Raw genomic sequence first — 19,556 nt, 5'->3', positions numbered from 1 at the left:
AAAGTAAAAAGTAAAAAGTAAAAAGAAAGAAGCACCAAGATAAATTTAGGTTGTTTTGAAACGGTATGAAATCAAGATATCAAGAACATCTTCTTCCTTTGAACTTTTGCCTTAGAACTTTTAACTTTTAACTTCAAAGATGGTCACCCATTCCTGGCAACAAATCAACCAAGAATACCTCGCTCAAGCCTTGGCTGAAGTTCGGATGAACTTACAACAGTATATTGCGCGATCGCAAGGTACTGCTGAGAGTGACGCCCAGATGGCGCCAGACGAAGACACTACTGAGTGGGAATATCCGCCAGCACTGGTGACACTGTGTAATGCTTTGAGACTGACTAGCTTTGAACGGCAAATTTTATTATTGTGTGCGGGAGTGGAACTGAGTGGTTCCCTAGCTCAACTCTGTGCAACAGCCCAAGGACATCCGCAATTTACTTACCCCACCGTTAGCTTAGTGCTAGCTGTTTTTCCAGAAGCCAATATGCGTTCTTTTGCACCAGTTGCACCCTTGCGTCGTTGGCGATTAATTGAAGTTGTCTCTGGTGAAAGCCTTAGCCAAAGCAAACTGGGGATTGATGAGCGGGTGTTGCATTATCTTACAGGATTCTCTTATTTAGACGATCGCCTGCAAGGACTGATCGAATTGTTACCCCCTGCCAGTGAACTCGCACCGTCACACCGCTTGCTAGCTGAACGCATCGCTAAAATTTGGTCTGAGAATTCTGGAAAACAACCCCCAGTCATTCAATTATCTGGGGATGAACCTGATGGCAAATGGGCGATCGCAGCTGCGGCTTGTGCAACACTGGAAATGCAACTGCACGTCCTCCGGGCTGCGGATATTCCCCAAGCTGTCGCTGAACGAGAAGCCCTGATTCGCCTTTGGGAGAGAGAAGCAATCTTGAGTGATAGCGCATTGCTGCTGGAATGTGAGGATTCCCCAGGCGAAATGCGGACAATTCTCCCCTTTGTCGAAAATCTGCAAAGCTTGTTAATAATTAATACCCAGGAATATTTACGTAACCGCAAACGTGAAATTCTTCGTTTAGATGTCTACAAGCCCGATGTAACAGAACAAAAAAGCCTCTGGCAAAATGCTTTAGGCGATTTAGCTGGTGAGCTTAACGGACAATTAGATACCTTAATATCTCAATTTAGCCTCAGTGCATCAGTAATTTATGACGTTTGTCATCAAGTTAGGGGAATGGGGAGCGGGGAGTGGGGAGTAGGGAGACAAGGAAGCAATTTTTCTCCCTCATCTCCCTCATCTCCCCTCCTCTCCCAAATTTGGGATACATGTCGCACCACGGCTCGTCCCCGCTTAGAAGATTTAGCACAACGTTTAGTACCAAAAGCTACCTTTGACGACTTAGTATTACCAGATACGCAGGGTCAAATTTTGCATGATATAGCAGCGCAACTCAGACAAAGAGTAAAAGTTTACGAAACCTGGGAATTTGCCCTCAGAAGCGTCAATGGGCTAGGTATCAGCGCCCTATTTGCCGGGGCTAGCGGTACAGGTAAAACAATGGCGGCAGAAGTACTCGCCCAAGAATTACGTCTAGATTTATACCGAATTGACTTGAGTCAGGTAGTGAGTAAATACATCGGTGAGACAGAAAAGAACCTGCGTCGAGTATTTGATGCAGCAGAAACGGGAGGTGCGATTTTATTATTTGACGAAGCAGATGCCTTATTTGGCAAACGTAGTGAAGTCAAAGATAGTCATGATCGCTATGCAAATATCGAAGTGAGCTATTTACTACAACGGATGGAAGCTTACCGAGGATTGGCGATTTTGACAACCAATCTGAAAAATGCGATCGATACAGCTTTTTTACGTCGCATTCGGTTTGTGGTGCAATTTCCCTTTCCTGATTTTGCCCAACGCCAGGAAATTTGGCGACGAATATTTCCTCCAAAAATGCCGATTGAGGGCATAGATGTGAATAAGTTAGCAAAATTGAATGTTACAGGCGGAAATATTCGTAATATTGCTTTAAATGCTGCATTTATAGCCGCAGATACTGGGGAAGCCGTGCAAATGAAACATTTATTGCGTGCAGCTCAAAGTGAATACGCCAAGTTAGAGAAACAGCTAACCGAAGCAGAAGTGGGAGGATGGGTATAAAGAAGTCAAAAGTCAAAACATAAGAGGTTGTAAATGATACCGACGAATGTGGAATTACATATAGAAGAATTGCTACTGCATGGATTTGCAGCAAAAGACCGCGATCGCATTGGTGAAATCATACAGCACGAACTGACGCGATTGTTGTCTGAGGGGGGTTTACCACCATCTTTGGTGCAAGGTGGGGAGATGACACGCTTAGATGGTGGGGGATTTCAAGTAGCAGCAGGGGCGAAACCAGAAGCGATCGGTGTGCAAATAGCACAGTCAATTTATGGAGGTTTGGGGCAATGAATATGAAATTGCACAGTCAAGCCAAAACTAAACCACAGCCATCTTTTACACCTGTAAAAACGGGATTGTTACAGCGCAAATGTGCTTGTGGTAGTTCATCTGGTTTAACAGGTAAGTGTACTGGGTGTCAGGAAGAACAATTAAATGTACAGCGTCGTGCGGCAAATCAGGGTGAACTTGGCGAAGTGCCGCCAATTGTGCATGAAGTGTTGAGTTCACAAGGTCAGCCTTTAGACGCGCATACTCGTACTTTTATGGAGTCGCGATTTGGGCATGATTTTAGTTCTGTACGAGTGCATACAGATGGGAAAGCAGGACAGTCAGCGCAGCCGGTGAATGCGTTGGCGTATACGGTTGGACGAGATGTGGTGTTTGGGGCAGGGCATTATAATCCCGGTAGTACAACGGGACAAAGGTTGTTGGCACATGAGTTGACTCATACTATTCAACAGAGCAATTCTATCCAGCAGTCGATAGCTAAGCTTGATTCAGGACATCTAGCAGATGCACCAGAGCAAGAAGCAGAGAACGCTGCAAACATTATTTTTACAAACCAAGCAGTAAATGTAACTTCACACCAAAGTGCAAATATAGTTCAGCGAGAAAATGGGGGTAGCAAAGAAGATGATAATTGGGTCAAAGATAAGAACGGAACGCTTTATTACAAGACCGAAGATGAAGCCAAGCGTCGGATGAAAGCTTTGCAACAGGAAGAAAATGGGAGCGAGTATCGGGTTAAAAGCTTTGTTTTGAATAAGGAAACCTATTGGCGGGTGGAGATCCGAGGTTCTAAACAAGCAGAAGAAGCCCCAACCGATAGCTCAAAACAGAAGGAAGATGCTTCTAAACCTGCCGATGAAGCCACTAAAGATAAAGCCGATAAAAAGGTATGTCTAACCTTCGATGATGGACCCCAAAGCGGTACGGAAGATGTTTTGAATGGACTTAAGGATGAAAGTGCCCCTGCGGCCTTCTTTCTCACTGGTAAAAACATGGCTTCAAACCAGGCTCTCCAGAAACAACTTGTGGAGCGGATGATCAATGAAGGACACCAGCTCGGTAACCACACCTTTACCCATAATCCGGCAACTAGTAAGGAGTATGAAAAGGCTTACGGAGACCTTAGCGATCCAGCAAATTTGAAGAAGTTTCAAGCAAACTACGCTCAAAATGAGCAGCACTTCCAAACTCTGCTAAGCAAGACTCAATCAATATTTAAGATAGCAAGGCTCCCAGGTAACGGACGATTTGTCAAAGCTGGTGGGAAGCTAATTTACGTAATTGGCACTGAGGGTATGGGAATGGCTCATGTGACTTGGCACTTTGAGTTTGCTACAAATGGCAGCTTTGGTCACCTCACAGCCCTAGATTGGCAGGGTATAAAAGGTGTCGCCGCAGAGGTAACAAGTTTACCTAAGCCAAACAATATTATCTTGTTGCACGACCGTCACTGGGCGGGAAAGAAATCTTTGTTCAAGGCAATTTTGCAAAAGCTGAAAGCAGAAGGTTTCATTTTGGCCAAACTAGATGCCTCAGGTAAATGTACATGAGCTAGGAATAAACAAAAGGACTCAGCAAATGAATACGCGATTGCCAATCCAAACCAAACCCACACCCAAACCATCTTTTACACTAGTGAGATCGGAATTGTTACAACGTAAGTGCGCCTGTGGTAACTTTGCGGGTTTCACCAGCAACTGTACTGGGTGTCAAAGTCAACTGGTGACTGCACAGCGTTATCCGACAAGTCATGCGGAAGTATCTAATGCACCGCCAATCTTACATGAGATGTCAAATTCAGCAGGTCAATTGCTGGTTCGAGATACTCGTATCGTTAATCAACAGAATTTGACGAATGACTTGAGCCGTATACCTATTCAGGCAAAACTGACCATTGGTGCGCCCAACGACAAATACGAACAAGAAGCAGATCGGGTTGCCGAAGAAGTAACTAGTATGAGGGATTTTGCTAATACTCAGCAACGTCAGCAAGACAATTCTGTTTCTGTCGAAGCAGAAAACTCAATTCAGACTCAGCCACTTTCGGAACAAATTACTCCTTGGACTGAGAAAAAAATAGAAGATGCGTCTACTCAAAGCTCTATTGCACTGCAAAGAGAAGAACTTGGTTCAGGGCAGCAAGAATTACCAGAAGGGGAAGAAGAGGACGGAACTGTACTGCTAAAAAAGCTGCCGTTAACAACGTCTCAAACTACTAATAATATAGGCAGAGAACTAGCTGATAGCAAGGGTCGTGGTGTTCCTTTATCCGATGGGGTACGATCGTTTATGGAACCCAGATTTGGACAAGATTTTAGCCGCGTAAGAGTTCACACCGATAGTAATGCAAGTCAAATGGCACAAAATTTGCAAGCGGCGGCGTTTACCAATGGGCAAGATATTTACTTTAACTCTGGGCGGTATCATCCTGATAGCCAAACAGGTAAACGGTTATTGGCACATGAGCTAACCCATGTACTCCAACAAAATAGCAATCATCTCAGCAACAGCCCACAGCCAACTGAATTCATCAAAAGAAGGCCAATTTTTCAACACTCATCATTACAAATTAGTCGGATTAGCTCCAACGATGCTCACTTAAAATGGCTGCAACGGCAAAGAGTAGAAGCGCATGTGAATCTCGAAGAACCCCAAAAGGTCAAACTGTATCGAGAGAATGAAAGTGATATACTTTTTTCTCCAGTTTCTGCTGGACCACTAACCGAAGACTTAATTCGCCTTGCACCTTATTCTCTGACTAAAAGAAGCGATCCAACCGCCCAAATAGGAAAGTGGGGACTACAATACTTTGCCCCATTTAGCGGAGGTATTGGATTTCATTCCAACATCGCTTATCCCAAAATGGCAACACTCTGTGCTGACGGAGATAGCCGTTGTGACCGGAGTGTACCCCAGGATCAACGATTGAGAATAACGTTAAGAGTCGATGGAACATCTAGATCGCACGGTTGCGTGCGAATGCGACATGCTGATGCCATAACCTTTTTTAATTCTGTTTCTAACGGAACTCCAGTTCGGGTCTACAACCGACGAGACTGGCGTCAGCCAAGCTGGAGTCCTTAAATGTGTGATGCTTCAAGGAATATAATGATTACGCGATCGCACCCCAAAATCATATTTGGGACTTCTAAAATCAGGGCTTTTAGACGGCTAATTTGATTAGAGAATGTGCTAGTTATCCCAATAAATAAAAAGCTAACTTATGACCACTTTCCCCGGTTCTCCTCGCGTCCTTAAAGGCGCAATCGTCGGAGTTGACGTTTTCAAGCCCGTCGCCAGCACCATTATTTTTCAATACAACCCCGACAATCTGACGCGCACAATTACCGCCCAAACAATGGGAGGAGAAAATAATGATAGAAATGAAGCTTTACGATTAAAAGGTCCGCCGAGAGAATCCATCAGGGCAGACGTGGATATCGACGCGGCTGACCAGTTAGAAACAGCGAAATTTCCGGCTACTACTCTGGGTGTTTATCCCACATTAGCAGCTTTGGAAATGCTTTTATATCCCAAGTCAGTAAAAGTAATTGCTGATGAAGTTTTGCTAAATTTAGGCATCATTGAAATCATTCCCCCAGAAGCACCCCTTACACTATTTATATGGGGTGAAAAACGGATTTTACCCGTGCGATTAACTCAATTTACTATTACTGAAGAAGCTTTTGACTCCAATTTAAATCCAATTCGCGCTAAAGTTGGTTTAGATTTAGAAGTACTTAATTACCACGATTTAGGATTGGCGAGTTTTGGTGGTGCATTATTTATGGCCCATCAAATTGCTAAAGAAGTAATGGCAACAATTAATAGTGGGGGAAGTTTACCGTCGGCATCTGCATCTTTTTCTTTTGATGCAAATATTAGTATTGGAGGTTAAATAAATTTTGTCTCACGCCAAGACGCAAAGGCGCAAAGGAAGAGAAGAAAATTAAGAGTTTTACAAGAATCAATTGATAATTATGTTTGAGCAGACCAGTCGTTATTACAAACTGAAAACGGAGACCATAACTGTTACAAATAGTGACGGTTTGTCTCGTGAAGTTAGATATGTGCAACGCAGATTTATTCCTTCATCAGAGAAAATGACCACTGTCATGGAACATACAGTCACTCAGAGCGATCGCCTTGATAATATCACCGCCAGATATATCGGCAACCCCACCCAATTCTGGCAGATATGCGATGCCAATAACGTCTTCCGTCCCGATGAACTAGAAGAAGTTGGATGTGTAATTAAAATTGCTTTACCCTTTATGTAATTTTGGGAATAGGGCATAGGGACTAGGAAGAGTTTTTCCAATGCCCCATGCCCAATATCAAATATGTTCACAAGCGTACTTGGCGTTCGTCTGATTTTGTGGATGGGCGAAACCGTTCCCCGTCCGGCACCTTATGAGGTGACTACTGCTCTCAGTAGTGTGGAAGTAACTAATGACTCTGAAAATGGAGACGGTTTTCAGATTGTTTTTACTCTGAGTAAAGATAAATCGAGAGATTACAGCTTGTTGCAAAGTAGTATTCTTAGCCCGTTTTCACGAATAATAATTGGAGTGCTACTAGGTGTATCTCCGGAAGTGCTGATTGATGGTGTAATTACCCATCACCAAATTTCGCCCAGCGATGAGCCGGGAATGAGTACTCTAACGGTTATGGGTAGGGACATTAGTCTGATGATGGATTTGGAGGAAAAAAACGAAGAATATAAAAATCAACCGGATTTCTTAATTGTTAACCGTATTCTTGCCAACTACGCACAGTATGGTTTAATTCCTCCTTTCCAAGTGACGCCAACAACCGATGTGCCAATTGAACTGCAACGAGTGCCGCGTCAGTGGGAAACGGATGCTCAATTTATTCAGCGGTTGGCGCAACGCAATAGTTTTGTTTTTTACACAGAACCAGTGACTTTTGGTGTAAACACGGCTTACTGGGGTCGGGAAAATCGTCTGGGTGTTCCCCAGCCTGCATTAACTATGAATATGGGGGCTTATACGAATCTGATATCGTTGAACTTTGCCAATGATTTCCTTGGGCCTGTGGGTACGGAAGGTTATTTTGTAGAACCGATTACTAAGCAGAGAATCCCAATTCCTCCTCTGCCTTCCTTACGTATTCCGCCCTTGAGTGGTTCGTCAACTCCAGCCAAACGCAGAGTTCAATTGCGGCGATCGGCAAATCAAAATCCTGCCCAAGCGGCTCTATCTGCGGTGTCAACTGTTACTAATTCTCCCGAAGCTGTACGTGGGCAAGGTGAGTTGGATACAGTCCGTTACGGCAATATCTTGCGGGCACGCAAACTAGTGGGACTAAGGGGTGCTGGCTTGTCTTACGATGGCTTTTACTATGTGCGGAGTGTCACTCACAGCATTAGAAAGGGAGAATACAAGCAAAGATTTACACTCAGTAGAGAAGGAACTGGCGCACTCTTACCAGTGGTGCGAGTTAGTTTTTAGCCCCCAGGATTTGCGAGGGTTGCGGCTGGTCTGCAAGCGAGGTCAATATGAACAGTAGTTCTAAGTTTTATGGCAAATATCGCGGTATTGTCACTGATATTCAAGACCCCTTGATGATGGGCAGAATTAAGGCGCGAGTTTCGGATGTGATGGGTGACCTAGAAAGTGGTTGGGCAATGCCTTGTGCGCCTTTTGGTGGTAATGGTGTGGGTTTCTTTGCTTTACCATCTGTAGGGGCTGGGGTGTGGATGGAATTTGAGCATGGCGATCCTGACTATCCGATTTGGTCTGGTTGTTGGTGGGGTTCGGCTGCGGAAATGCCACCGATACTCCTAGCACCTCCTTACAAAAAACTTCTCATCAAAACCGAGGGCGGTCAGAGTATCTTATTTGACGATACTCCTGGTATTGGCGGGATTACTTTGGAAACTTCTAGCGGGCAAAAAATTGTCCTGAGTGCCACTGGAGTAGAGATTGATAACGGACAAGGAGCAAGTATCAAGCTGACGGGACCACAGGTATCAATTAATCAGGGAGCATTGGAGGTGACTTAATGCCAGGATATTTATTGCATCAAGGGGCGACAGTGTTATGTACGCATGGTGGCCAAGCACAGCCGGCAGTGCCTTATCCGCGCGTTAGAGTTAGCGGACAACCAATTGTTACTCAGCCTAATCCTTATTTAGTTGCGGGTTGTCCGTTCCCACCCGTAGCAGGGGGGCCTTGTGTGACTGCACAATGGGTAACTGGTGCTGTGCGAGTCCGGGCTGGAGGTTTACCAGTTTTACTCCAAGACAGTCAGGCAATTTGTGCGCCAACGGGTACACCTGTAAACATAGTAGTCACGCAAATACGAGTCAAGGGGATGTAATGCAAGTTGACTATCCATTCCATTTTGATAGTCGTGGGCGGACTGCTAGCACCACCCAAGACGAACACATCCGCGATTTAATTGAACAAGTTTTGTTTACCTCCCCTGGCGAACGCCTCAACCGTCCAACTTTTGGTAGCGGAATCTTACAACTTTTGTTTGCCCCCAACAGCGATGCTTTAGCTGCTGCTACCCAAGCGACGCTACAGGGTGCATTGCAACAGTGGTTAGGTGATTTGATTTTAGTTGAGGCGGTGCAAGTGCAAAGTGAAGACTCAACTCTGAGAGTTTTGGTGCATTATATCGTCCGACGCACCCAGCAGCGACAAGTTGGGGAGTTTGCGCGTCAAGTTTGAATGCCCAATGCCCAATGCCCAATGCCCAATGACTAATGACTAATGACTATGATTTACTTTTGTTGCAATCAGCAGCGTCGGGAGGTGGTGAAAGAGTCCACCTTTAACGGGATTGATTATTTGGAAGTAATAGACGAAAACACTATTGGCAGTCCCCGCCAGCAAACTTTATTGGTGCGGTGTTTTAAACCTTTGTCTGGACTGAGTGTTGACCAGGTACTCATTGAGGGTGGGACGCGGATTTCACCTGTTAAAATATTATGGGTTGCTGTGGCTAATGCTGTCACCACGCCACCGGCTACTCCGCAAGAACAAGCTTTTTTCACATCTTTACCGGAAGCGGGCAATGTTTTGGTTGTCCGAACAGATTCGGCGGGAGATTTTTCTACCTATCGATTGATTTTGCGGGAATCTCCGAATAGTTTTGAACCACCGGCGAATTTTGACTCGCAGTTAGCGGCGGTTGATTTTTCTTTCAAGGTTGAATGTCCGAGTGATTTTGATTGTCGGACGGAACGGGTTTGTCCTCCGGAAGTCCAAGTTCAACCGGAAATCGATTATTTAGCGAAGGATTTTGCCAGTTTTCGGCAATTGATCCTCGATCGTATGGCGTTACTGATGCCACAGTGGCAAGAACGCAATTTGGCAGATATTGGGATTACTTTGGTTGAGTTATTGGCTTATGTGGGCGATCATTTGAGTTATCAACAAGATGCGATCGCTACTGAAGCCTATTTAGATTCTAGCCGCAGTCGGATTTCTGTGCGTCGTCATGCCCGGTTGGTAGATTATTTCATGCACAATGGTTGCAATGCCCGTGTGTGGGTACATATACAGGTAGAAGCAGATATAACTTTAACTCGTGGTACGCAGTTATTGACCCAGGTGAATGAGACTCAAAAGCGGATTGTCCCAAGTTCTAATACATACTTTCGTGCTTTTTTACAGCGTCCAGAAGTATTTGAAACGATGTATGAGGCAAAGTTATTTAGCAAAAATAATACTATCAATTTTTATACTTGGGGTAATGATGAGTGTTGTTTACCTAAAGGTGCAACGCGGGCAACTTTCAGAGAACATTATCCCAATCTGAAAGTTGGTGATGTCTTAATTTTTATCGAAGTCTTGGGGCCGGAGACTGGGGAAACCGAAGATGCTGACCTGGCGCATCGTCATGCTGTGCGTTTAATTGAAGTGACGCCCAAACAAGACTCATTAGGTGGGCTATTTTTGCAACCTCCCAGCAACGACCCCGTTCCAGTCATAGAGATTGTTTGGGATGCGGAGGATGCATTGCCATTTGCGTTGTGTATTTCTGCCAAGACTGACAGGGAACATGGGGCAAAGTTAATCAAAAATGTGAGTGTTGCCCTTGGTAATATTGTCTTGGCAGACTACGGTCAAATAATTCCCCAACCAGAGTTATTGGGGACTGTACCGCAACCCACAATTTATAAAGTACCAACAGCAACTGTGGCTAGTCGCTGTCAAGAAATTCCCCCAGAACCGGTTCCTCCCCGGTTTAACCCACATTTGAAATTTGCACCTCTGACACAAGCCGCACCCTATGATGCTAAGGTATCGGCAACGCGGTCAATGCAGTGGTTAACGAAAGATGCCAAACCGCAAATTCATCTGACTAGTAACTTAAATAGTAGAATTGACACTTGGGAAGCGACGCGGGATTTACTCAACTCTCGTTCAGGAGATCGAGAATTTGTTGTGGAAATCGAAGGGGATGGTAGAACATATATCCGCTTTGGCGATGATGTTCGGGGTTTGCGTCCGGCTGCGGGAACTGAGTTTACAACTATTTATCGAGTTGGTAATGGTGTAGCTGGTAATGTGGGTGCAGAAGCGATCGCTCATATCGTCACTAACGATGGCCAAGTTATAGGTGTTCGCAACCCATTACCCGCTATTGGTGGTGTGGAACCTGAAAGTATTGAAGATGCCAGACAAAAAGCCCCCTATGCTTTTCGCACCCAAGAAAGGGCGGTGACTCCCGAAGATTATGCTGAAGTTACCGCCCGTCATCCCCAAGTCCAAAAAGCGGCGGCGACGTTTCGGTGGACTGGGAGTTGGTACACGGTGTTTGTGACGGTGGATAGATTTGGCGGTTTACTTGTTGACGACAAATTTAAACGAGAAATTCGGCAATTTTTAGAAAAATATCGCATGGCTGGCTATGACTTGGAAATTGATGCACCAAGTTTTGTCTCTTTGGAAATCGATATGCAAGTTTGTGTTAATCGTGATTATTTCCGCAGCGATGTCAAATCTGCATTGTTGCAAGTCTTTAGTAACCAAATACTTCCCAATGGGACGCGGGGAGTATTTCACCCTGATAATTTTACTTTCGGACAGCCTGTTTATTTGAGTCAGTTGTATGCAGCAGCGTTGGCGGTTCCTGGCGTAGATTCGGTCATATTTAGCAAATTTCAGCGTCAAGGTACACCCAGTCAGGAAGCATTGGACAAGGGTTTTTTAACATTAGGACGTTTGGAAATTGCCCGTTTAAATAACGATGCAAATTTTCCCGAACAAGGTGTTTTACGTTTAATTTTGGAGGGGGGTAAATGAGTACAGAGTTGCATCCCAGCTTGCGGAATTTAAACGACTGCGGTTGCTGTGAAGGGGTAACAGTGGAAACTCCTGTGACGATTTTCAACCGTCCGGGTTTAGATGACATAGTATATCGTGTTGGCACCCATGCAGAATTTAAAAATAGCTTAATAGCACGGCTTTCCACCAATGCCAAATTACAAAAGTTGCAGACTAGGGAAAATGATGATTTAGCGATCGCATTACTTGATGCTTGGGCGACTGTTGCTGATGTTTTAACATTTTATCAAGAACGTATCGCTAATGAATCATATTTACGGACTGCCAAAGAAAGACTTTCTCTTCTCAATCTTGCCCGATTAATTGGTTATGAATTGCGACCTGGTGTAGCTGCTAACACTTATTTGGTCTTTACCCTGGAAGATGTCCCAACTGCACCACGTCAAGCCATTATTGATATTGGGACAAAAGTGCAAAGTCTTCCCAGTCCTGGTGAAGAACCACAGACTTTTGAAACTGTGGAAAAATTTGATGCCAGGGCAGAATGGAATTTAATTAAACCTAAATTAACCCAAAGACAACCGATTAAAACTGATACAAATTCTCTACTATTTGTAGGAGTGAGTACGGGGCTAAAAGCCGGAGATAGTTTATTAATTGTTCCCGATGATGGTAGTAAACCTGTTTTTCGTCAAATTGCTTCCGTCACACAGCAACCACAAACAAATACTACATTTGTGCAGTTGCAAAAAGTGGGAGCTACAATTGGTGTGTTGTCGCAACCAAATGTAATTCTGGGCAACGCAACATTAGTTGAATATAGCCTCTTCACTAAATCATTTCTAAATCAAACAATTAGCAATCCAGATTTTTATGCCTACGCCTTCGTTAATGGATTTATCACCCAAAATATCTTTAATAATCTCATTGCTATTCAACCACCGCCGCCGAGTATTATAACTTTTCGTGTCAGGACAGCAATCTTCGGTCATAATGCACCAAGATGGGATTCTTTGCCGAATTCTCAACGCTATGGAGAATATGGTAACAAGGATCAAACGACTTATGATTTTATCCCTGGTGCTTACAACGGTCGTGAAAATTCCTGGGCAGAAACTAGCTTGAATGTTTACCCTGGTGAGGCGATAAATAGTACAAATTTATATCTTGATAATATCTATTCTAACATTGTCAAAGATAGTTATGTGGTTTTAGTCACAGGTAACACTTGGAAATTACATCAAGTGAAAGATGTAAGTGAAATTTCCAAATCTGATTTTTCAATTTCAGCTAAAATCACTAAATTGACTTTAAATAACAGAGATGACTTTGATAAATTTAAGATTCGGGAAACTACAGTTTTTGCTCAAAGCGAAGAATTAAAACTTGCGCGCATTCCAATAACTACAGCAGTTTTTGGTAATGAAATCGAACTTGATGGTTGGGTAGGGAATTTATTTAACGGACAAAAAATAATTGTTTGCGGCGAGTACGAAAATAACCGAGGGAATCAAGGTTGTGAAGTCGCAACTATCGCTAAAGTAGACAACACAATTTCTGCTGAAGGTGGTACGCGCATCAAACTTACAACTGCACTGCAAAACTCTTATCTGCGTGAGACGGTGACAATCAATGGTAATGTTGTGCTTGCTACGCACGGCGAAACTAAAACAGAGGTTCTGGGTAGCGGTGATGCTAGTCAAGCCTATCAAAAATTTATCCTGCGACAATCGCCATTAACTTATGTAAGTAGCGATAATCCGAGTGGTGCAGAGTCAACTTTAAAACTACGCGTCAATGATATTTTATGGCATGAAGTACCGTCACTATATGGTAAAGGTGGCAAAGAACGCATTTTTATTACCCGCACCAACGATGATGGTAAAACTACCATTCAATTTGGGGATGGGAGAACTGGCGCACGTCTGGCTAGTGGACAGGAGAATATCAAAGTCACCTATCGCCAAGGTATCGGCTTAGGCGGACTGGTAAAAGCGGGACAACTGAGTTTGTTGATGACTCGTCCTTTGGGTGTAAAAAGCGTTACTAACCCCACGGCTGCGACTGGCGCACAAGATAGAGAATCTCTCTCAGAATCTCGTCGGAATGCGCCACTAACAGTTCTGACTCTTGACAGGATTGTTTCTTTGCAAGATTACGAAGATTTTACACGTGCATTTGCGGGTATAGCCAAAGCGTTGGCGACTTGGACGTGGAATGGACAAGTGCGGGGTGTATTTGTGACAGTCGCAGGTTATCAAGGGCAACCTGTAAGTGAAGAGAGTGTTACTTATAAACAATTATTAACACAAATGCAGAAAGCTGGCGATCGCTTTGTTTCTTTAACAGTTAAATCTTACCGCCCTGCACTGTTTAGAATTGCTGCAAAAGTCAAAATTGACCCTGATTATTTGGAAGAAAAAGTTTTATCTGCGGTACGGGAATCGTTATTATCAAATTTTTCTTTTGAGGCGCGGGAGTTAGGCCAAGGAGTAACGGCAAGTGAAGTGATTGCTTGTATTCAATCTGTAGCGGGGGTGATTGCTGTAGATTTAGATAAATTGTATCGTGTTGATTCGCCTGGTGTTTTAAATAATAGTCGTTTGATTGCTGGTGTACCTCAGGCGGGTGCAGATGGTGTGGTTCTAGGTGCTGAGTTGTTGATGATTGATGGTTTGTTGTTGGAGTTGGGGGTTTTAAGATAAAGATTTTTCACGCAGAGGCGCAGAGGAGGGAAAATGAGTTTTGATGGGGAGAAGTTATATGATTTGTTGCCGGCGATTTACCAGATTCGGGATGATGAGGAAGGGGAGGAATTAAGGGCTTTGTTGTCAGTGATTGCCCAAGAGGTTGCTGTGGTTGAAGAAGATTTGCAGCAACTTTATGATGACCAATTTATCGAAACTTGTGCGGAGTGGGTAATTCCTTATGTTGGTGATTTGGTTGGAACTCGTTCGATTCGGAATATCAATCAGCTTAACCAAAAAATCCTGAATTCTCGTGCGGTGGTGGCTAATACTATCGGCTATCGTCGGCGTAAGGGTACGGCTTCTGTGTTGGAACAATTGGCGCGGGATGTGACGGGGTGGGATGCACGGGTGGTGGAATTTTTTGAGTTATTGGCAACTACTCAATATATGAAACACCTACGTCCACAAAATCGCGCTTGGGTAGATATGCGACGCTGGGAACCGTTAGAAAATATTAATACTGCGTTTGATAGTTTGGCGCATACTGCGGAAATGCGCCGGATTCCACCCGGAAGAGGACGTTATAATATTCCCAATATTGGAATTTTCCTCTGGCGATTAACTGCATCCTCTCTCACTAATTCTCCTGCTTGGAAATTAGATGCTCATCGTTTCTTTTTTCATCCTTTGGGTATCAATACACAATTATTTCATCGCCCAAAACCGGAAGCAGAAATCACCAGTATTGCTACAAGACTTAATGTTGCTATGCCGTTGAGTCGTCAGGTTTTAAGTGAGTATCTCAATGATTATTACGGCGAGAATCAAAGTTTGTTTATAAAAGTTGATAGTCGGGAAATTAAGATAAATGAAATTGTAGTTTGCGATTTATCTGATAAAAGTGCTGGTGAATGGGCACACAAACCCGAAGAATCTAAAATTGCTATTGACCCAGTATTAGGAAGAATTGCTTTTCCCGATAATCAAAGTCCAGAAAATGTTCGTGTCACTTATCACTATGGTTTTAGTGCTGATATGGGAGGGGGAGAATATGACCGGGCTGCATCGTTAAATTACGAATTACAACCAGTCGTTAAAGTTCCATCACAATATAGTACGATTCAGGAAGCTCTTGATAATGTGAGAAATGGTGGTGTAGTTGAAATCGAAAATAGCGATCGCTATTCTGAAACCCTCTCCATTACTATTAATCCAGGTCAAAAACTCGAACTCCGCGCTCAAGATGAATTTCGCCCGACTCTAGTTTTAACTGATGATTTACAAATCATTGGTGGCGAGAATAGCGAAGTCACAATTAACGGTGTATTAATTAGCGGTAAAAGTTTACAGGTTCCTGCAACTCAAGCTGATGGTAGTAAAAACTTGTTACGCTTGCTGCATCTAGAACATTGCACCCTTGTACCTGGTGTGCAATTAAAAACGGATGGGACACCTGAGTTTCCAGATACACCAAGTTTAACAGTGGAAACCGCAACTACAGTTGTAGAAATTGACGATTCTATCTTGGGCGGAATTCGCATAATTGATGATGCCGAAGTGCAAATTCGTAATAGTATTATTGATGCGATCGCTGAAGATAAAATCGCCTACGAAGGAGTTATACCTGGAAAACCAGGCGCACCATTACATATTGAAAACAGTACGGTCATCGGCAGCGTTCGTACAGCTGTAATGAAGTTAGCATCAAATACAATCTTTCTCGGATTGGTACGCGCCGAACGCCGACAGCAAGGTTGTGTACGCTTTTCTTATGTATCGTTAGAATCGTTAGTTCCCCGCCGCTATTATTGTCAGCCAAAAACCACTGCCGATGACCTGCGGGTGTATCCGCAGTTTACATCAAAACGCTACGGCGAACCCGGTTATTTGCAGTTGAGCGATGTCTACGACGGGCTACGCCTACGTTGTCCCATAGAAATTCGTCAAGGTGCTGATGATGAAGCCGAAATGGGAGTATTTCACAACTTATATCAGCCTCAACGCGAAACTAATTTAAAAATACGTCTCGATGAGTATCTCCGCTTTAATTTAGAAGCAGGAGTTTTCTATGTGACTTAAATATAAATAAAAAAATAGAAGAGGTTAGAATGCAAGGAGATTTTAGTCGTTATACTTTTGACCCAAAAAAACACTACAGCACCGTTTTAATGCAGCAAGGACGAGTGCAAGTTGATGCAGATTGGAATGAACAACAATCAATTAATCAGCATCGGATTGTCACTGAAACTAAAGATGTCATTGGTAAATGTGGTGCGCCTAAGCATGATGCTGGCTTTGAAATTGGGATTATTAATCATAAATTAACTATAGGCAAGGGTCGTTTTTATGTACACGGTATTATGTGCGAAAATCACGAAGATATTACCTACTTTCAACAACCTGACTTACCCAATCCAACCGATGTTATAAGATTGATTGCTGATGCTAAGACTAATACTGGAATCGCTTATCTTGATGTTTGGCAACGCCACATTACAGCCTTAGATAACCCCAGAATTCGAGAGGCAGCTTTAGGTGGTGCAGATACAGCAACTCGTGCCAAAACCGTCTGGCAAGTCAAATTTTTACCGATTCAATTCTCCAGAGGAGAACAATTAGATTGTAAAACTCAACTATCAGAATGGGATAAATTAATTGCTAGCAGTACAGGAAAATTAAACGCCCAAACTAAACCCGTCGAAAATCCGAAAAATCCTTGTTTAATTCCTCCTACTGCTGGTTATCAACGGTTAGAAAATCAGCTCTACCGTGTGGAAGTTCATCATGGCAGTGACCATCCAGATGGTGTAAGTTTTAAATGGTCGCGGGAAAACGCTTCAGTTGTGACTGCAATTCAAAAAATCAACGGTCAAAATCTGACAGTGGTGGATGTAGGTAGAGATGAGGTGTTAGGTTTTGCTCCTGGTCAATGGGTGGAATTAATTAATGATGAATTAGAATTGAAAGGTCAGCCAGGACAGTTATTACAAATTATCAAACTTGATGCCGCAACGCGTATCATTGAATTAAGTGTTGCACCAGATATTTTTGATAGTAGTCAACCTAATAATACAGGCGTAAATTTGCAGCTACATCCTAAATTACGCCGTTGGGAACAGGAAGGAGATACCGCTACAATAGATGCGGTAAATATTACTAATGATTGGATGCAATTGGAAGGAGGAATTGAAGTTAAATTTGATTCTGGAACTTATAAAACAGGCGATTACTGGCTTATCCCAGCACGCACAGCCACGGGACAAATCGAGTGGTTTATCGATGAGGCGACGTTATCGCCGATACCACAGCCACCATTGGGAATTGAGCATCATTACTGTCGTTTAGCACTGATTGAACTTGAAACTGAAATATTAAAACTTATTGCTGACTGTCGTCCAATTTTTCCACCATTGACAGAATTGCCAAAAACTGGTGGATGTTGTACAGTGACAGTTGGCGATGGAGTACAAAGTCAGGGAAACTTTAGTAGAATTGAAGATGCGATCGCTTATATTTCTGAAAGCAGAAAAGATGACACCTGGGTAAAAATCTGTATCTTGCCTGGAGTTTACCAAATTCCGAAAACAATCGTCATTAATCGTGATAGTAATTTAATTATCAGTGGTTGCGATCGCCAAGCATACATCAAAGGCACGAACAATCAAGCAGTATTTCAATTAAACTCCTGTAAACAAATCATCTTTGAATCCTTTTGGATGGAAGTAGACTCTCCACTAGGTGCAATCTTGACAACCCAAAGCGATAACATCACTATTACTAATTGCCAATTCGTTAACCAAAAATCAAGCGCATTTTGCAACCTCTGCATCCAAGCAAATAATTTACAACTACTCAAAAATCAAGTTATTGGCGGAGGTATTTGGATTCGTGATGGTTCTGCAAACATCCTCATTCACGATAATGATATTTCCCAAGGTGCTAGTGCCGGAATTATTTTAGGTAAACTACCTACAGGAGAAAAGGCTTCAACGCTTAGCACAGGTATTCTGGACATCGAAATTATTGGCAATCGCATCTCTAAGATGTCTAATAGTGGTATTAGTACCGTTGCTGATATCGATGGTGCAGAAATCAATTTTGGTGATATTAAAAATATCATAATTTCCCACAATCACATTGTTGAATGTGCTGCAAAAGGAGTAAATAATTTATTTGATTCCCTAGCGGTGGGTGGAATTATCCTTAGAGAAGTTTCGCAAGTCCGCATCCAAAATAATTATATTGCTGACAATGGTGTTAAAGCAAATGTAAGAGCATGTGGTATTTTTGTTTTCCAATGCTTTGAATTAGAAGTAACTAATAACACTATCGTTAACAACGGTTCGGCGCAACAGGAAGACACCACAACCTTACAAGCAGGAATTGTTGGCTGGCTAGTATTAGCTGGTAAATCCCAAACATCAAATTTCGATAAACTGACTCGCGTACAAGCCACTGCTCCAGCAGCATTTATTCACAACAATATCGTTGTCACTCCCGCAGGCCAAGCCCTAATATTATCTGGTCTGGGTTCCATGTCGGTGATTGGAAATACTTTAAATTCCCAAGGAATTGTTAAACAACCAGAGAAAGAAAGTTTTAATCAGCTAAATCTAGTTGGCAGATGCGTATATATTTGGAATCTTGGTCAAGATATATTGCTTGTCAATAGCATACTAGCAAAGCAGTTTCAAGGTAATATTGCAGGTTTCAACACTTTCCAAAGCAGAATCCCTAAACCTCGTGAAATAAACGACGGACGAGTGGTGTTTCACGACAACCAAGTGACGTTGCAGGAATTACAAATTGTTTCTGAATTGATTATAGCGGTGTTAATCTATTCTTTAGATGATATATCTCTGCAAAATAATCAAATTCTCACCGAAATTATCGGTAATGTCCAAATTAATCAAAACGACGTACCTCCTTTGTTCATAAACGTATTAACACTAGCTCCTACAATTCGTGCATCTGGCAATCGCTTTAACGAATTACCTCAACAAGTTTTATGGTCATACCTATCTATTGGATTAATTAACCTAGCTACAAACAATCAAGCAACTCATTGTCTGCAAATCCAAGGAACAATTCAGAGAATCGCAGAGTTTAACCAAATAATTAACAATACATTTTGTCAAAATATAAACACAATACCAACATCTGGAAGGTGAT

At 42.9% G+C, this 19,556-nt stretch carries 14 protein-coding genes; all 14 read left to right on the top strand.

Annotated elements, in window-relative coordinates; genetic code table 11:
- Nucleotides 1–139 precede the first annotated feature (139 nt).
- The 14 genes from ACM0OY_RS14270 (at nucleotide 140) to ACM0OY_RS14205 (ending at nucleotide 19,555) form a co-directional block, all read left to right on the top strand.
- Nucleotides 140–2,134, top strand: a complete 1,995-nt coding sequence (locus ACM0OY_RS14270) for an ATP-binding protein (protein ID WP_414569497.1) — start codon at nucleotides 140–142, stop codon at nucleotides 2,132–2,134.
- Nucleotides 2,135–2,167: 33 nt separating this feature from the next.
- Nucleotides 2,168–2,428, top strand: coding sequence for a hypothetical protein (locus ACM0OY_RS14265; RefSeq protein WP_414569496.1), 261 nt, complete (start codon nucleotides 2,168–2,170; stop codon nucleotides 2,426–2,428).
- A gap of 2 nt (nucleotides 2,429–2,430) precedes the next feature.
- Entirely contained in the window at nucleotides 2,431–3,978 is a 1,548-nt protein-coding gene (locus tag ACM0OY_RS14260; RefSeq protein WP_414569495.1) for an eCIS core domain-containing protein, read from the top strand.
- 28 nt (nucleotides 3,979–4,006) lie between these two features.
- Complete coding sequence (locus ACM0OY_RS14255; protein WP_414569494.1) at nucleotides 4,007–5,512, top strand: eCIS core domain-containing protein; 1,506 nt, start codon at nucleotides 4,007–4,009, stop codon at nucleotides 5,510–5,512.
- Between the two features lie 139 nt (nucleotides 5,513–5,651).
- Nucleotides 5,652–6,326, top strand: coding sequence for a hypothetical protein (locus ACM0OY_RS14250; protein WP_414569493.1), 675 nt, complete (start codon nucleotides 5,652–5,654; stop codon nucleotides 6,324–6,326).
- A gap of 82 nt (nucleotides 6,327–6,408) precedes the next feature.
- On the top strand, nucleotides 6,409–6,708 hold the full coding sequence (locus ACM0OY_RS14245; protein ID WP_414569492.1) for a hypothetical protein: 300 nt from the start codon (nucleotides 6,409–6,411) through the stop codon (nucleotides 6,706–6,708).
- Nucleotides 6,709–6,771: 63 nt separating this feature from the next.
- Nucleotides 6,772–7,902 carry a phage late control D family protein gene (locus ACM0OY_RS14240; RefSeq protein ID WP_414569491.1) on the top strand — a complete coding sequence of 377 codons (1,131 nt, stop codon included), beginning with the start codon at nucleotides 6,772–6,774 and terminating at the stop codon, nucleotides 7,900–7,902.
- Nucleotides 7,903–7,949: 47 nt separating this feature from the next.
- A complete protein-coding gene (locus tag ACM0OY_RS14235) occupies nucleotides 7,950–8,456 on the top strand; it encodes a phage baseplate assembly protein V (RefSeq protein ID WP_414569490.1) in 507 nt (168 codons plus the stop codon).
- A complete protein-coding gene (locus ACM0OY_RS14230) occupies nucleotides 8,456–8,773 on the top strand; it encodes a hypothetical protein (protein WP_414569489.1) in 318 nt (105 codons plus the stop codon). The genes ACM0OY_RS14235 and ACM0OY_RS14230 overlap by 1 nt, the downstream gene beginning before the upstream one ends.
- Nucleotides 8,773–9,129, top strand: coding sequence for a GPW/gp25 family protein (locus ACM0OY_RS14225; protein ID WP_414569488.1), 357 nt, complete (start codon nucleotides 8,773–8,775; stop codon nucleotides 9,127–9,129). Before ACM0OY_RS14230 ends, ACM0OY_RS14225 begins: the two co-directional genes overlap by 1 nt.
- 42 nt (nucleotides 9,130–9,171) lie before the next feature.
- A complete protein-coding gene (locus tag ACM0OY_RS14220) occupies nucleotides 9,172–11,712 on the top strand; it encodes a putative baseplate assembly protein (RefSeq protein WP_414569487.1) in 2,541 nt (846 codons plus the stop codon).
- Nucleotides 11,709–14,399, top strand: coding sequence for a putative baseplate assembly protein (locus ACM0OY_RS14215; protein WP_414569486.1), 2,691 nt, complete (start codon nucleotides 11,709–11,711; stop codon nucleotides 14,397–14,399). Before ACM0OY_RS14220 ends, ACM0OY_RS14215 begins: the two co-directional genes overlap by 4 nt.
- A gap of 33 nt (nucleotides 14,400–14,432) precedes the next feature.
- Complete coding sequence (locus ACM0OY_RS14210; protein ID WP_414569485.1) at nucleotides 14,433–16,463, top strand: hypothetical protein; 2,031 nt, start codon at nucleotides 14,433–14,435, stop codon at nucleotides 16,461–16,463.
- Between the two features lie 29 nt (nucleotides 16,464–16,492).
- Nucleotides 16,493–19,555, top strand: coding sequence for a DUF6519 domain-containing protein (locus tag ACM0OY_RS14205; protein ID WP_414569484.1), 3,063 nt, complete (start codon nucleotides 16,493–16,495; stop codon nucleotides 19,553–19,555).
- Nucleotide 19,556 lies beyond the last annotated feature (1 nt).

It is taken from the genome of Nostoc sp. CCY 9925 (genome assembly GCF_963920935.1).
In the GTDB taxonomy this organism is placed as follows: Bacteria; Cyanobacteriota; Cyanobacteriia; order Cyanobacteriales; family Nostocaceae; genus Nostoc.
This window is presented reverse-complemented; position numbering and strand designations above follow the sequence as displayed.